General features: G+C 69.8%; 13 protein-coding genes and 2 tRNA genes. 7 read left to right on the top strand and 8 right to left on the bottom strand.

The genetic code is table 11. The features are described from left to right. Positions 1–239: 239 nt before the first annotated feature. The 4 genes from P0L94_04355 to P0L94_04340 all read left to right on the top strand — a co-directional run bounded on the left by P0L94_04355 (position 240) and on the right by P0L94_04340 (position 5,181). On the top strand, positions 240–1,565 hold the full coding sequence (locus P0L94_04355; GenBank protein ID WES65306.1) for an MFS transporter: 1,326 nt from the start codon (positions 240–242) through the stop codon (positions 1,563–1,565). 10 nt (positions 1,566–1,575) lie between these two features. Then, positions 1,576–2,235, top strand: coding sequence for a hypothetical protein (locus tag P0L94_04350; GenBank protein WES65305.1), 660 nt, complete (start codon positions 1,576–1,578; stop codon positions 2,233–2,235). 119 nt (positions 2,236–2,354) lie between these two features. Next, positions 2,355–4,931, top strand: a complete 2,577-nt coding sequence (valS, locus tag P0L94_04345; protein ID WES65304.1) for a valine--tRNA ligase — start codon at positions 2,355–2,357, stop codon at positions 4,929–4,931. 1 nt (position 4,932) lies between these two features. Then, positions 4,933–5,181: a hypothetical protein gene (locus tag P0L94_04340; GenBank protein ID WES65303.1), complete on the top strand. Its 249-nt coding sequence runs from the start codon at positions 4,933–4,935 to the stop codon at positions 5,179–5,181. Positions 5,182–5,184: 3 nt separating this feature from the next. Here the strand turns inward: P0L94_04340 and P0L94_04335 are convergent, their stop codons facing one another. The 3 genes from P0L94_04335 to P0L94_04325 are packed head-to-tail and all read right to left on the bottom strand — an operon-like array spanning position 5,185 to position 7,354. After that, a complete protein-coding gene (locus tag P0L94_04335) occupies positions 5,185–6,516 on the bottom strand; it encodes an MFS transporter (protein ID WES65302.1) in 1,332 nt (443 codons plus the stop codon). Then, entirely contained in the window at positions 6,513–6,722 is a 210-nt protein-coding gene (locus P0L94_04330; protein WES65301.1) for a hypothetical protein, read from the bottom strand. Before P0L94_04330 ends, P0L94_04335 begins: the two co-directional genes overlap by 4 nt. Further along, entirely contained in the window at positions 6,719–7,354 is a 636-nt protein-coding gene (locus P0L94_04325; GenBank protein ID WES65300.1) for a helix-turn-helix domain-containing protein, read from the bottom strand. Before P0L94_04325 ends, P0L94_04330 begins: the two co-directional genes overlap by 4 nt. 107 nt (positions 7,355–7,461) lie before the next feature. Here P0L94_04325 and P0L94_04320 point away from each other — a divergent pair, with 107 nt between their 5' ends. Then, positions 7,462–9,513, top strand: a complete 2,052-nt coding sequence (locus P0L94_04320; protein ID WES65299.1) for a M3 family metallopeptidase — start codon at positions 7,462–7,464, stop codon at positions 9,511–9,513. Between the two features lie 56 nt (positions 9,514–9,569). Further along, positions 9,570–10,052 (top strand): GyrI-like domain-containing protein, encoded by a 483-nt coding sequence (locus P0L94_04315; protein WES65298.1) that lies wholly within the window; start codon positions 9,570–9,572, stop codon positions 10,050–10,052. A 7-nt stretch (positions 10,053–10,059) separates the two neighbouring features. Here the strand turns inward: P0L94_04315 and clpX are convergent, their stop codons facing one another. From clpX to P0L94_04290, 5 genes are all read right to left on the bottom strand, one after another. Then, entirely contained in the window at positions 10,060–11,328 is a 1,269-nt protein-coding gene (gene clpX, locus P0L94_04310; GenBank protein ID WES65297.1) for an ATP-dependent Clp protease ATP-binding subunit ClpX, read from the bottom strand. Positions 11,329–11,504: 176 nt separating this feature from the next. After that, on the bottom strand, positions 11,505–12,176 hold the full coding sequence (locus P0L94_04305) for an ATP-dependent Clp protease proteolytic subunit (GenBank protein WES65296.1): 672 nt from the start codon (positions 12,174–12,176) through the stop codon (positions 11,505–11,507). A gap of 31 nt (positions 12,177–12,207) precedes the next feature. Further along, positions 12,208–12,795, bottom strand: a complete 588-nt coding sequence (locus P0L94_04300) for an ATP-dependent Clp protease proteolytic subunit (GenBank protein WES65295.1) — start codon at positions 12,793–12,795, stop codon at positions 12,208–12,210. A gap of 156 nt (positions 12,796–12,951) precedes the next feature. Next, positions 12,952–14,490: a trigger factor gene (gene tig / locus P0L94_04295; GenBank protein WES65294.1), complete on the bottom strand. Its 1,539-nt coding sequence runs from the start codon at positions 14,488–14,490 to the stop codon at positions 12,952–12,954. Between the two features lie 80 nt (positions 14,491–14,570). Then, positions 14,571–14,644: transfer RNA gene (locus P0L94_04290), tRNA-Pro, on the bottom strand. 136 nt (positions 14,645–14,780) lie between these two features. On the opposite strand from P0L94_04290, the gene P0L94_04285 reads away from it, so the two are divergent. Further along, positions 14,781–14,854, top strand: a tRNA-Gly gene (locus tag P0L94_04285). The last annotated feature ends 20 nt before the right edge of the window (positions 14,855–14,874 follow it).

Raw genomic sequence — 14,874 nt, 5'->3', positions numbered from 1 at the left:
GCGGATCGCGGTACCACCCTGCTTGCGGCGCCCGGTCCGGGCGTCGCCTCTCTCACTGCGGCTGTGACGGGCCTGACCCGCTCGGTTCTAGTGACCGTACGGCGGGCCGCGCGGCGTTCTTCCGAGTGCTCCCCGGTGATGGCCGGATCGATGCGTGTCCGTCGATTCTACCGGGCGTCGCGCACCTTCAGCCGTCCGGATTCGCCGGACTTTCTGGACTCGTGCCAGGATTGTCCCTCGTGTCTGCTGCGATCCCCACCACACGACCGAAGTCCCTCGCCCCGCGCGTCGCGTGGGCGTCCATGGTCGGAACGTCCCTGGAGTCCTTCGACTTCTACGTCTTCGCCTACTTCTCGGCGTACTTCGTCGGACCGCTGTTCTTCGAGCCCCTCGGCGCGGTCGGCGGCACGCTGCTGGCCTTCTCGACCATCGCGGTGGCGTTCGTGGTGCGGCCCATCGGCGCCGTGCTGTTCGGACACATGGGCGACCGGCTCGGCCGGCGCGCGACGCTGCTGTGGACGATCGCGATCATGGGCATCGCCACGGGTCTCATCGGCCTGCTGCCCACGTACGCACAGGCGGGCTGGCTCGGCGCCGTGCTGCTGGTGACCCTGCGCATCGTGCAGGGCCTGTCTTTGGGCGGCGAGTGGGGAGGCTCGATCCTCATCGCGACCGAGCACGCCGGTCCCGTCAAGCGCGCGTTCTACGCCGCGATCCCCCAGCTGGGCTCGCCGGTCGGCTCGATCCTGTCGGCGACGCTGTTCATCGTGATGACGCTCACGCTCCCCGCCGCGGAACTGGCGGCTTGGGGCTGGCGCATTCCCTTCCTCCTGGCGCTGCCGCTGCTCGCCGTCTCGCTGTACCTGCGGTGGTCGATCACCGAGACCCCGGTGTTCGAGAACGTCGTCGCGCAGCGTCGCCGGGACCGCATCCCCTTCGTGGCGCTCTTCCGGCAGCGTCCGGTCGCGGTGGCGGTCGCCATCGGTGCGGCACTGCTGGGCATCGGCTCGTACTCGCTCATGAACACCTACACCGTCAACTACGGCGTGGCGCAGCTGGGCTTCAGCTTCCAGGACCTGCTGGTGGCGACCACCATCGGCGGCCTGCTGCAGCTGATCACCGTGCCGCTGTTCGGCGCGTGGGCGACGCGCATCGGATCGGCGCGGGTCGTGCTGTGGGGTGCCGCCGGCACCCTCGCGATCGCGTTCCCGATGTACTACCTGCTGCAGTTCGCGACGTTCCCGATCCTCGTGGGCACGATGATCGTCGGCGGCATCCTGCCGACGATGTCGTGGGCGGCCCTCGGCGGCCTCATGAACGATCTGTTCCCCGATCACGTGCGCTACTCGGCGCTGTCGATCTCGTACGCGGTCGCCGCCACCGTCAGCGGCTTCGTGCCCCTGGCGACCGCTCTGCTGGGAACGGCCACCGACTTCGCGTGGTGGCATCCGGGCATCGTCCTCGCGATGCTGTCGGGGATCACCCTGGTCGCGTCGTGGGCCGCTGTGCGCCTCGCCGCGGCGACGGCGTCCCCGGAGGCCGAACCGGAACGCGCCACCGCGTAGGCTCGGCCGCATGGCCCGCGCGCGCACGTCTCCGGCACCGCCCCGCGTGTCGGCTCCCGATCTGCCGTCGGTGCTCGGCGAAGGAGAGGTTCCCACCGCGGGAGCCGATGCCCACGAAGTGCGCTGGACCGGATCGGCCGGCGTGATCGACGCACCGCGCGCGACGATCGAGGCGTGCGCGTTCGACGAGATCGCCGCCGACGAACTGGTGCTGACGGATGCGACGCTGCTCGACGTGGCCGTGCGGGGCGCGCGGGTGCCCGCCGTCCGCGCCCGCGGCACGAGGTGGCGACGCGTGCTCGTCGAGGGGGGCCGGATCGGGACCCTCGACCTCTCGGATGCCGAGCTGGACGAGGTCGAGCTGCGCGGGATCCGCATCGACTATCTCTCCCTCGCGGGTGCACGGGTCGACGACCTCGTGATCGCGGACTGCACGATCGGCGCGCTCGATCTGCCCGCCGCGCGTCTGGCGCGGGTCGCCTTCGCATCGTCGCGCGCCGACGAGGTCGACACCCGCGGTCTGCGCAGTACGGATCTGGACCTGCGCGGCCTCGACGCGCTCGCGTACCTGGACGTGACGAGCCTGCGCGACGCGACGATGTCGGGCGACCAGGTCGAGCGGATCGCGCCCACCCTGGCCGCGGGGCTCGGCATCCGCATCCAGGACTGAGCCGGCGGGCGGTCACCGTCCGTTCACCGGGCTCCGAGGTCTCGGCCGGTACAATCGATCGGCATCCCACACTCAGGCACGCTCACACGGTGCCGCACATATCGACGGAGGAGACCCCCATGTCAGACGCGCACATTCCCGACAAGCCCGCCCTCGAGGGTCTCGAAGACAAGTGGGATGCGCGCTGGAGCGAGCAGGGGACGTACCTGTTCGACCGCGCCCGGGCAGCCGAGGTCGGTCGCGCCGGCGTCTACTCCGTCGACACTCCCCCGCCGACGGCCTCGGGGAGCCTCCACATCGGCCATGTGTTCAGCTACACCCACACCGATGTGAAGGTGCGCTTCGAGCGCATGCGCGGCAAGACGGTCTTCTACCCGATGGGCTGGGACGACAACGGTCTGCCCACCGAGCGCCGCGTCCAGAACTACTACGGCGTGCGGTGCGACCCGTCGCTGCCGTACGACGCCGACTTCACGCCGCCGTTCGAAGGCACGACGAAGAACCTCAAGCCCGCGGACCAGGTGCCGATCAGCCGCCGCAACTTCATCGAGCTGTGCGAGAGCCTCACGGAGGAGGACGAGAAGCACTTCGAGGCGCTGTTCCGCCAGCTGGGTCTCAGCGTCGACTGGACGCAGACCTACCGCACGATCTCGGATGACACGATCCGCACGTCGCAGCTGGCGTTCCTGCGCAACATCGAGCGCGGCGAGGCGTTCCAGGACCTCGCGCCCACCCTGTGGGACATCGACTTCCGCACCGCGGTCGCGCAGGCCGAGCTCGAGGACCGCGATCAGCCGGCGTCCTATCACCGCATCGCCTTCCACAAGAGCGACGGCTCGGGCGACATCCACATCGAGACGACCCGGCCGGAGCTCCTCCCCGCCTGCGTGGCGCTGGTCGCCCACCCCGACGACGAGCGGTACCAGCCCCTGTTCGGCTCGACCGTGCGCACGCCGCTGTTCGACGTCGAGGTGCCCGTGCTCGCCCACCCGCTCGCGCAGCAGGACAAGGGCTCGGGCATCGCCATGATCTGCACCTTCGGCGACGTGACCGACGTGGTGTGGTGGCGCGAGCTGCAGCTGCCCAACCGCACGATCCTCGGGATGGACGGCCGCGTGATGGCCGAGGCGCCCGACGTGATCGTGACGGACGCCGCGAGGGCCGCGTACGCGGAGCTGGCGGGCAAGACCGTGTTCAGCGCCAAGAAGGCCGTGGTGGAGCTGCTGCGCGCCTCGGGCGAGATGGAGGGCGACCCCAGGCCCTTCACGCACCCGGTGAAGTTCTACGAGAAGGGCGACCGGCCCCTCGAGATCGTCTCGACCCGCCAGTGGTACATCCGCAACGGCGCGCGCGACGAGCAGCTGCGCGACCGGCTCGTCTCGCTCGGTGCCGGCATGGACTGGCACCCCGACTTCATGCGCGTCCGCTACGAGAACTGGGTCGGCGGCCTCACCGGCGACTGGCTGGTGTCGCGTCAGCGCTTCTTCGGCGTGCCGATCCCGGTCTGGTACGGGCTCGACGAGAACGGTGAGCGCGACTACGACCGCGTCATCACCCCGGACCTCGCGGCGCTTCCGATCGACCCGACGATCGACGTGCCCCCGGGGTACACCGAGGATCAGCGCGGCGCGCCGAGCGGCTTCGACGCCGAGAAGGACATCTTCGACACGTGGGCGACGTCGTCGCTGACGCCGCAGCTCGCGGGCGGCTGGGAGCGCGATCCCGAGCTGTGGCAGACCGTCGCCCCGTTCGACCTGCGGCCGCAGGGGCAGGACATCATCCGCACGTGGCTGTTCTCGACGATGCTGCGCAGTGCGCTCGAGGACGGACGCGCGCCGTGGACGGATGCCGCCATCTCGGGCTTCATCGTCGACCCCGACCGCAAGAAGATGTCCAAGTCCAAGGGCAATGTGGTCACCCCGGCGGACATCCTGTCCCAGCACGGCACGGATGCCGTGCGCTACTGGTCGGCCTCGAGCCGCCTGGGCGCCGACGCCGCCTTCGACCCGCAGAACCCGACGCAGGTCAAGATCGGCCGACGCCTGGCCATCAAGGTCCTCAACGCCGCCAAGTTCGTGCTGTCCTTCCCCGTGCCCGAGGGCGCCGAGGTCACCCACGCGCTCGACGCGTCCATGCTGGCCACACTCGACGGTGTCGTCCGCGACGCCACGAAGGCGTTCGAGGCCTACGACCACGCGCGCGCCCTCGAGCTGACGGAGTCGTTCTTCTGGACGTTCTGCGATGACTACCTCGAGCTGGTGAAGGAGCGCGCCTACGACCGCACCGATGTCGGCCAGGCATCCGCGGCGCTCGCGCTTCGCATCGCCCTGTCGACGCAGCTGCGTCTGCTCGCGCCCGTGCTCGCGTTCGCGGCGGAGGAGGCGTGGTCGTGGTTCAACGACGGCTCGATCCACGCCGCGTCGTGGCCCGACCCGCTCGGCATCGAGGGCGACCCCGCGGTGCTGTCGGCCGTCGGGCAGGCGCTCGTGGGCATCCGCCGCTCCAAGACCGAGGCGAAGGCCTCGCAGAAGACGCCGGTGGCGCACGCCACGATCGCCGCTCCGGCCGCGGCCATCACCGCGTTGCGTCTCGCCGAGGGCGATCTGAAGGCCGTGGGCCGGATCGCCGAGATCGTGTTCGTCGAGGGCGACGCCATCGGCGTCGCCCAGATCGATCTGGCCGCACAGGAGGTCTGACATGCAGCTCGGAACACGCTGGACGTCCGGAGACGAGCCGCCGCGCTCGGTGCCCGCGGCGCTCGCCGACGGCATCCGCGATGTGGACGCCGCGATCCCCGGCGATCTGCTCGGTCAGCCCCGGCCCCGCTGGACGCTCACGTGGCTCGAGGGGCGTCCGATCGCGGAGCTCGACAACGGCGTCATCGTGTCGTTGAGCGACGAGGGCTCGGCCGTCGTGTCGCACGACGGCGAGCCCGGCCTCGCCTGACGATCAGTCCCCGTCGCCCTCGGGCGCGGTGTGCTGCGTCGCCGACAGCAGGAGCGGCGCTGCCACCAGCGCTGCCGCGGCGGTGATCCCGGCGGCGATCAGATACGGCAGCCGCAGATCGATGCGCGCGACCAGTCCGCCGATCATCGTGGCGAAGGGGAAGATCCCCCACGTGAGCGTGCGCATGATGCCCAGCACGCGACCGAACAGGTCGTTCGGGACGATCGCCTGGCGCAGCGCTCCCCACGGGACGTTCCAGCAGGAGACCGCCGCGGCCAGGAGCGCGTAGGCGACGATGCCCGAGATCAGCTCGGGCGCAGCCCACACGCCGACGAGTCCCGCAGCGGCGACGAGGTTCGCGCCGAGCATCACGGCCCCGCGCCCGAACCGCTCCACCAAGGCGGGAGCCACGATCGATCCGACGAGGGCTCCCAGCCCGATGCCCGCCGTCACGACGCCGATCGCGGCGGGCACGACGTCGAGCTCGTCGAGGAAGTAGAGGATCGTGGGCGCTTGCGCGAAGGCGAACGCCGAGCCCACGATCGACGTGAACACGAGCATCGCCCGCAGGAACCGGTGCCGCCACAGATAGCGAGCGGCCTCACCCGCCGATGTCCGCGGCGCGGCGACCGGTGCGGGGGCGTCGATGTTGCCCGCAGGCTCGCCCACCGCGCCGGCGGCCGACGGGGACGACGCGGCATCCAGCGCACGATCGCGCAGCGGACGCGCAGCGGCCAGCGGCAGAAGCACCGCGAGGCCGATCGGGATGAGGTAGCCGGCCGCCCCCACCCACAGCGGCAGCGCGAGCGCGACGGCGAAGAGCACGCCGCCGATCGGCGTGGCGACGAAGTTGTCGATCGTCACCTGAGCGGCCTGCAGGCGTCCGTTCGCGCGGTCGAGCGCGCGCCGGTCGACGATCGCCGGCACGATCGCATTCGTGGCGTTGTCGAACAGCGTCTCGCCGATGCCGAACACCACGACGGCGGCGAACAGCCACCAGATCGTCAGGGCGTCGAGGACCGTGAGCGTCGCCAGCACCAGGGCGACCCCCGCCCGGAGCGCGTTGGCCACGGCCATGAGCTTGCGTCGATCGAGGCGGTCGACGAGCATGCCGGCGGGAAGGCCGAACACGAGCCACGGCACGAACGCCAGCGCCCCGATCGCCGCGATCGCCAGCGGGTCGCGCGTGAGCGTCGCCGCGATCAGCGGGACGGCGGTCCGCCCGACGCCGTCGGCGAGATTGCTGAAGGCCGCGGCGGTCCACAGCCGGCCGAAGTCGCGGCCGAGCACCGGCCGCTTCGCCGTCGCCTCCGGCTGCTTCACGGTGTCGGTCATCGCGGCAGAACCCCGAACGCGCCGAGCGCCTCCGCGGACCGCCGTGCGTCCGCGGCGTGCTCGCGCGCGCGTGTGCGCCGCGCGAGAGCGTCGTGCCGTGCGAGGCGCAGCGCGACATGGCGATCGGCCGCCGCCGCTGCGCGCAGCAGCATGCGTTCGAACGATGTCGGGCGCGGACGCGCCTCGAAGAGGGGCAGCGTGGTCATCGCTTGTCTCCGATTTCGGGCAGTGGGAAGACGTCGGCGCGGATTGTCACGGGCCGCACGTCGTCGCCGGACTGGTTGCGGTAGCGGTCGACCGTCTCGTCGATGACCGCCATGATGCGGGCCGAGAGCTCGCGGCTCTGCTCCGGGGTGAGGCGAGCGGTCGCCGTGGAGACGACCGAGCCTTCCTGCCACGCGTCGGACTCCCGTCCCGCGGCGGTCTCGATGAACGTCATGAGCTGCGCCTGGCGGTTGCGGAAGAACTCGCTCATCACGAGCTGGGTGGCAGCACGTCCCGCGGGCGTCTTCATCGCCGCGGGGCTGGCGAAGCTCACGCCGCCGACCGGCCGCTCCCACCACCGCTCGCGGGCGGTGCCCCGCCCCTCGACCTCGCGGATGAGGTCGTGCTTGGCGAGCGCCCGCAAGTGATAGCTGGTGGAGCCCGACGACTCCCCCAGCCGCTCGGCGAGAGAGCTGGCGGTCTGCGGGCCGTACTGGCTGAGGATGTCGTAGATGCGGATGCGCAGCGGATGCGCGAGAGCACGCAATGCACCGGTGTCGAGGACGCGGTCACCGCTGTGGCGCTTCTCGACCTGGGCGATCGTCTCGCTGAGGTCGTCCTTCTGCTCGTCCATGGTGCCGAAGCTACTACCGCAAAGATCTCTTTGCAAGTACTTCTTTGCAAGAAGTGCTTTGCAAATGATGTTCGGCATCTCTCCCGCCCGCGGATAGGCTGGAGCGCATGTCGAGCGACAACCCTCTCCTCGGTCCGCGCACGCTCCCCTACGGACTCCCCGACTACACGCGGATCCGGCCCGAGCACTACCTCCCCGCTTTCGAGCAGGCCTTCAGCGAGCACCGCCGCGAGATCGCCGACATCACGGCGGCGGACTCCGCGCCCACGTTCGAGAACACGCTCCTCCCCCTCGAGCGCAGCGGCGAGCTGCTCGGCCACGTCACGCGGACGTTCTACACCGTGTCCTCGGCCGATGCGACGCCGGTGATCCAGCAGATCGACGAGGAGCTCGCACCGCTGATGTCGGCGCACCACGACGCCATCCAGCTCGACCCGGCTCTCTACGCCCGCGTGTCGGCGGTGCACGACGCGCTGCCCGACCTCGATCTGGCTCCCGAACAGCGGTACCTCGTGCAGCGCCACCATCTCGAGATGACCCACGCGGGAGCGGCGCTCGGCGCCGAGGCCAAGCGCCGGCTCACGGCGATCAACCAGCGCCTGTCGACCCTGACGACCACGTTCGAGAAGAACCTGCTGGCAGACACCAACGACCTGGCGGTCGTGTTCGACGATGCCGCCGACCTCGACGGTCTGAGCGAGGGCGAGCTGTCGGCGGCCGCCCAGGCGGCATCCGATCGCGGCCTCGAGGGCGCGTGGGTCGTGACGCTGACCCTCTTCACCGGTCACCCCTATCTCGCCTCGCTGACGCGGAGCGAGAGCCGCAAGCGCATCCTCGACGCCTCGCGTGCCCGCGGTTCGCGTGGCAACGCGAACGACAACAGCGCCGTCATCGGCGAGATCGTCCGGCTGCGCGCCGAGCGCGCAGCACTGCTCGGATACGCATCCCACGCGGCCTATGTCACGTCGGACCAGACGGCGGGCTCGCCCCAGGCGGTCGAGGACATGCTCCGCCGCCTCGCGGCCCCTGCCGCGCGCAACGCCCGACGCGAGCAGGAGGAGCTGCAGCTCGTCGCCGACGATGACGGCCTGACCCGTCCGCTCGAGGCGCACGACTGGGCGTTCTACACCGAGAAGGTGCGTGCGAAGCAGTACGACCTCGACCGCGGCGCGCTGCGGCCCTGGTTCGAGGCCGAGCGGGTCCTCCGCGACGGCGTGTTCCGCGCCGCCACCGAGCTGTACGGCATCACGTTCACGGAACGCCCCGACATCCCCGCGTACCACCCCGACGCGCGCGTGTTCGAGCTCCACAACGCCGACGGCGGCGCCCTGGGCCTGTTCATCCTCGACCTGTACACGCGCGACACAAAGCGCGGCGGCGCGTGGATGAACTCGATCGTCCTGCAGTCCGAGCTGCGCGGGACGCAGCCGGTCGTGGTCAACAATCTCAACGTCCCGAAGCCGGCTGCGGGAAGCCCCACGCTGCTGAGCCTGGATGAGGTCACGACGCTGTTCCACGAGTTCGGTCACGCGCTGCACGGACTGTTCGCGACCGTGACATATCCGCACTTCGCCGGCACGAACGTGTTCCGCGACTTCGTGGAGTTCCCCAGCCAGGTCAACGAGATGTGGATCTTCTGGCCCGAGATCCTCGCCTCATACGCACGTCACATCGCGACCGACGAGCCCCTCCCCGCCGCAGTCGTCGAGCGACTGCACGCGTCGGAGTCCTTCGATCAGGGGTTCGCGACCAGCGAGTACCTCGCCGCAGCGTGGCTGGATCAGGCGTGGCATTCGCTGTCGCCCGAGCAGGCCGCCGGGGACATCGACGTCGCGTCGTTCGAGGCGGCCGCCCTGGCCGACATCGGGCTGGACAACCCGCTCGTGCCGACCCGGTACTCGTCGACCTACTTCGCCCATGTCTTCTCGGGCGGGTACAGCGCGGGCTACTACTCGTACATCTGGAGCGAGGTGCTCGACGCCGACACCGTCGAGTGGTTCCGCGAGAACGGCGGCCTGACACGGCAGAACGGCGACCGGTTCCGCGACAGGCTGCTCGGCGTCGGCGGCTCGAAGGATCCGCTCGCGGCCTACCGCGACTTCCGCGGACGGGACGCCGAGATCGCGCCGCTGCTGGCTCGCCGCGGGCTCGCCGACTGAGCACCGCCGCCCTGGCGCGGCGAGCCGGATCGCGGCATGCTCGTCACGGAGGTGCGATGATGCTCGATCCCGAGAACCCCTACTCCGACCTCACGTTCGTGGATCTCCCGCAGCTGACCCTCGCCGTGGTCCGCTACCGCCAGGTCACGCTCGACGAGCTGCGTCCGCTCTTCCACCGCGCCATGGGGCCGCTCGGGGCGGCGATGGAGGACGGCGGATTCATCCCAGCCGGCCCGTTCCTGGCCGTGTACTCCGGCGACATCGAGACCGCCTTCGACGTCGCGATCGGATTCCCCGCCGAGCAGGTCGATGTGGCGGATGGCCCGGTCGAGGCGATGACTTTCCCGCCCTCGCAGGCCGCCGCGCTGTCCCACATCGGGTCCTACGAGGACCTCGGCGCGTCATGGGGCCGCGTCCTGGCCGGTGTCACCGAAGCGGGCCGAACGGCCAAGGACAGCCTCATCGAGGTCTACGTGTCCGACCCGCAGTCGACACCGCCGGACCGGGTGCGCACCGACCTCGTCGCGATCCTGGAGTGATCAGGCGTCAGGCGCTCTTGCGCTTCTGACGGAACACGAGCGTCGGCGGCGCCGACTCTTCGACCGCAGCGCGGGTGATGACGACCTTGTCGACGTCGTCGGTCGAGGGGATCTCGAACATGATCGGACCGAGGACCTCTTCGAGGATCGCCCGCAGTCCGCGCGCGCCCGTCTTGCGCGAAACCGCGAGGTCGGCGATCGCCTCGAGCGCCTCGACATCGAACTCGAGTCCGACGTCGTCGAGCTCGAACATGCGCCGGTACTGCTTGACGAGGGCGTTCTTGGGCTCGGTCAGGATCTCCATCAGCGCCGAACGATCCAGCGGAGTCACCGAGGCGACCACGGGCAGGCGCCCGATGAACTCGGGGATCAGGCCGAACTTGTGCAGGTCTTCGGGACGCACTTCGCTGAACAGGTTCAGATCGTCGCCCCGGGTGTGCAGCGGAGCCCCGAAGCCGATCCCGTGCTTGCCGACGCGGGCGGAGATGATGTCCTCGAGCCCGGCGAAGGCTCCGGCCACGATGAACAGCACGTTCGTCGTGTCGATCTGGATGAACTCCTGATGCGGATGCTTGCGTCCGCCCTGGGGCGGCACCGAGGCCACCGTGCCCTCGAGAATCTTCAGCAGCGCCTGCTGCACACCCTCGCCGGAGACATCGCGTGTGATCGAGGGGTTCTCGGCCTTGCGGGCGATCTTGTCGACCTCGTCGATGTAGATGATCCCCGTCTCGGCGCGCTTGGTGTCGAAGTCCGCCGCCTGCAGCAGCTTCAGGAGGATGTTCTCGACGTCCTCGCCGACGTAGCCCGCTTCGGTCAGTGCGGTCGCGTCCGCGACGGCGAAGGGCACATTGAGGCGCTTCGCGAGCGTCTGCGCCAGGTACGTCTTGCCGCAGCCGGTCGGACCCAGCAGCAGGATGTTGCTCTTGGCGACTTCCACGTCGTCGGCGCGCTGATCGGCGGACTGCAGCGTGCCGTGCGCGCGGATGCGCTTGTAGTGGTTGTAGACCGCCACGGACAGGGCTCGCTTGGCGTCGTCCTGTCCGACGACGTACTCCTCGAGGAAGGCGAAGATCTCGCGGGGCTTGGGCAGATCGAAGTCCGCGACCTCGCCCGAGGCGGACTCGGCCATCCGCTCCTCGATGATCTCGTTGCACAGCTCGACGCACTCGTCGCAGATGTAGACCCCGGGACCCGCGATGAGCTGCTGGACCTGCTTCTGGCTCTTGCCGCAGAAAGAGCACTTGAACAGATCGGCGCTCTCACCGATGCGTGCCATCGGATCCCCTCCTTCTCGCACCCCGGGGAGCTGCTCCCCAGCCGTTCTCCGAGCCTAACCCGTGCAGGCGACATGCGGTGGATTGCGACCCCGCATGTGACGATGCGCACGATCCGCATCGCGCGGGCACGGCGAGACCCCGGGGCCCGATCCGGCACCCGGGGTCTCGATCGTCGTCAGGAGGTCAGCGCGGCTGGCGTCCGCTTGCGGGTCGTGAGGACCTGGTCGACGAGTCCGTACTCGACGGCCTCGGCGGCCGAGAGGATCTTGTCGCGGTCGATGTCCTTGTTGACCTCTGCCTGGGTCTTGTGGGAGTGCTTGCCCAGCGTCTCCTCGAGCCACGTGCGCATGCGCAGGATCTCCGCCGCCTGGATCTCGATGTCCGAGGCCTGGCCGTGACCGGCCTCGCCCATCGCCGGCTGGTGGATGAGGATGCGCGCGTTCGGCAGCGCCAGCCGCTTGCCGGGCGCGCCCGCCGCCAGCAGCACCGCGGCGGCCGAAGCGGCCTGACCGAGCACCACGGTCTGGATCTGCGGCGAGATGTACTGCATCGTGTCGTAGATCGCCGTCATCGCCGTGAACGATCCGCCCGGCGAGTTGATGTACATGATGATGTCGCGGTCGGGATCCTGGCTCTCGAGCACGAGGAGCTGGGCCATGACGTCGTCCGCCGACGCGTCGTCGACCTGGACGCCCAGGAAGATGACGCGGTCCTCGAACAGCTTGTTGTAGGGGTCCTGCCGCTTGTAGCCGTAGGCCGTGCGCTCCTCGAACTGCGGGAGGACGTAGCGGCTGCCCGGCATCTGCAGGCCCTGGGGCGCCGCGGCGCCGAAGGTGGGGGTGTGCATCGCGATTCTCTCTCTTTCGCCCTGGGTGCCGTCAGTCTGCGGTTCCGCCGCCGCCGGACACGTCCACGGCGTGCTCGCGGATGTGGTCGACGAAGCCGTACTCGAGTGCCTCCTCGGCCCCGAACCAGCGGTCGCGGTCGCCGTCGGCGTTGATCTGCTCGACCGTCTTGCCGGTCTGCGCCGCGGTGATCTCGGCGAGGCGCTTCTTCATGTCGAGGATGAGCTGCGCCTGCGTCTGGATGTCGCTCGCCGTGCCGCCGAAGCCGCCGTGCGGCTGGTGCAGCAGCACACGGGCGTTCGGGGTGATGTAGCGCTTGCCCTTCGTGCCGCTGGTCAGCAGCAGCTGGCCCATCGACGCGGCCATGCCGATGCCGACGGTCACGATGTCGTTCGGGACGAACTGCATCGTGTCGTAGATCGCCATGCCCGCCGTGATCGAGCCGCCGGGCGAGTTGATGTAGAGGTAGATGTCCTTCTGCGAGTCCTCGGCGGCGAGGAGGAGGATCTTCGCGCAGATCTCGTTCGCGTTCTCGTCGCGCACCTCCGAGCCGAGCCAGATGATGCGGTCTCTCAGCAGCTTGTCGAAGACGCTCGTCGCGACAAGGGGTTCAGCGGCCATGTGTGCTCCTGATTCCTCGGGTCTCGCCATCGAATCTACCGGCGCGTCGCGCCGCATCCGGCCGTGTTCGCCCTGGGCAGATCGCGCGTCGCGCAGAGACGACGAAGGGGACGGATGCACGGGCATCCGTCCCCTTCGCTCAGGGTCGCGGGGAGATCACTCGGCCGCGGGGGTCTCCTCGGCCGGCGCGTCGGTCTTCTTCTTGGCGGGCGCACGCTTCTTGGCCGGGGCCTTCTTCGGGGCCTCCTCGGCGGCGGCCTCGTCCTTCTTCGCGGGGGCGCGCTTCTTGGCCGGGGCCTTCTTCGGGGCCTCCTCGGCGGCGGCCTCCTCGGCGGCGATGATCGTGTCGGCCTCGGCGGCGGCGTCCGCGATCTCCTCGGCCTCCTCGACGACCTCCTCGGCGGCCTCCTCCTCGTCCTCGACGGCGACGAAGCCGGTCAGGTCGACCGCCTTGCCGTCGGTGTCGACGACCGTCACCTTGCCGAGCGCGACGGCCAGGGCCTTGTTGCGCGCGACCTCGCCGACCATCGCGGGCAGCTGGTTGTTCTGCTGCAGCGCGTTGACGAAGTCCTGCGGCGGCATGCCGTACTGGGCCGACGCCTGGATCAGGTACTGGGTGAGCTCGTCCTGCGAGACCTGGACGTTGGTCTGCTCGGCGATCGCGTCGAGCAGCATCTGGGTCTTGAACTGCTTCTCGCTGGCCTCGGTCACCTCGGCGCGGTGCACGTCGTCCTCGAGACGACCCTCGCCCTCGAGGTGGCTGTGGACTTCGTCCTCGATCAGCTGCGGCGGGACGGGGATCTCGACCTGCTCCAGGAGCGTCTCGATGAGCTTGTCGCGCGCGGCCGAGCCCTGCGTGGCGACCGACTGCTGTCCGACGCGCTCGACGAGGCTCTCGCGCAGTTCGCCGATCGTGTCGAACTCGCTCGCCATCTGGGCGAAGTCGTCGTCGGCCTCGGGAAGCTCGCGCTCCTTGACGGCCTTGACCGTGACCGACACCTCGGCCTCGGCGCCGGCGTTGTCGCCGCCGACCAGCTTGGAGCGGAAGGTGGTGTCCTCACCGGCGGTGAGCGAGTCGATGGCCTCGTCGATGCCCTCGAGCAGCTCGCCCGAGCCGACCTCGTACGACACGCCCTCGGCACGGTCCACCTCGGCGCCCTCGATGACGGCGACCAGGTCGAGCTCCACGAAGTCGCCGGTCGCGGCGGGACGGTCCACGGTCACGAGCGTGCCGAAGCGACCGCGCAGGCGGTCGAGCTCGGCGTCGACGGCGGCGTCGTCGGTCTCGGCGGCGTCGACCTCGATGGTGATGCCGTCGAAGGCGGGCAGCTCGAACTCGGGGCGGACGTCGACCTCGACGGCGACGGCGAGGTCACCGGTGAAGTCCTTCTCGTCGGGCCACTCGAGGACCTCGGCGCTGGGGCGGCCGAGCACGCGCAGCTCGTTGGCCTCGACGGCCTCGCGGTAGAAGCCGTCCAGGCCGTCGCTGACCGCGTGCTCGAGGACGGCGCCGCGACCGATGCGCTGGTCGATGATCGGGGCGGGCACCTTGCCCTTGCGGAAGCCGGGGATCTGGACGTCCTTGGCGATGTGCTCGTAGGCGTGCGCGATGCTCGGCTTGAGCTCGTCGGGGGTGACCGTGATGTGCAGCTTCACCCGGGTCGGGGTCAGCTTCTCGACGGTGCTCGTGACCATGACTTGTACATCTCCTCGTCTGGACCGCGCGCATGCGCGGCGGGTCTAAGGTCTGGGGTGGAATTCTCCGGGCCGTGATGTCGGGGCGACAGGATTTGAACCTGCGACTTCCCGCTCCCAAAGCGGGCGCTCTACCAAGCTGAGCTACGCCCCGGGCGGGGTGCGCACGCGGACATGCGCCGAACGGCCCCAGCAAGTCTAGCCGACGGGCCGGGAATTGCTCTCAGCGGCGAACCGCGGTCCGGAGCGGTGCCGGGATGCGGCTAGACTGTCGGAGGTCCCGCGCCAGCGGGGGCGTAGCTCAATGGTAGAGTCCCAGTCTTCCAAACTGGTTGTGCGGGTTCGATTCCCGTCGCCCCCTCCACGCCACGAAGCCCTCGAGAG

Origin of the sequence: Microbacter sp. GSS18 (assembly GCA_029319145.1) — a bacterium.
Classification (GTDB): Bacteria; Actinomycetota; Actinomycetes; order Actinomycetales; family Microbacteriaceae; genus Microbacterium.
Note: the sequence above shows the minus strand (reverse complement) of the source record. Positions and strands in the feature narration are given on the sequence as shown.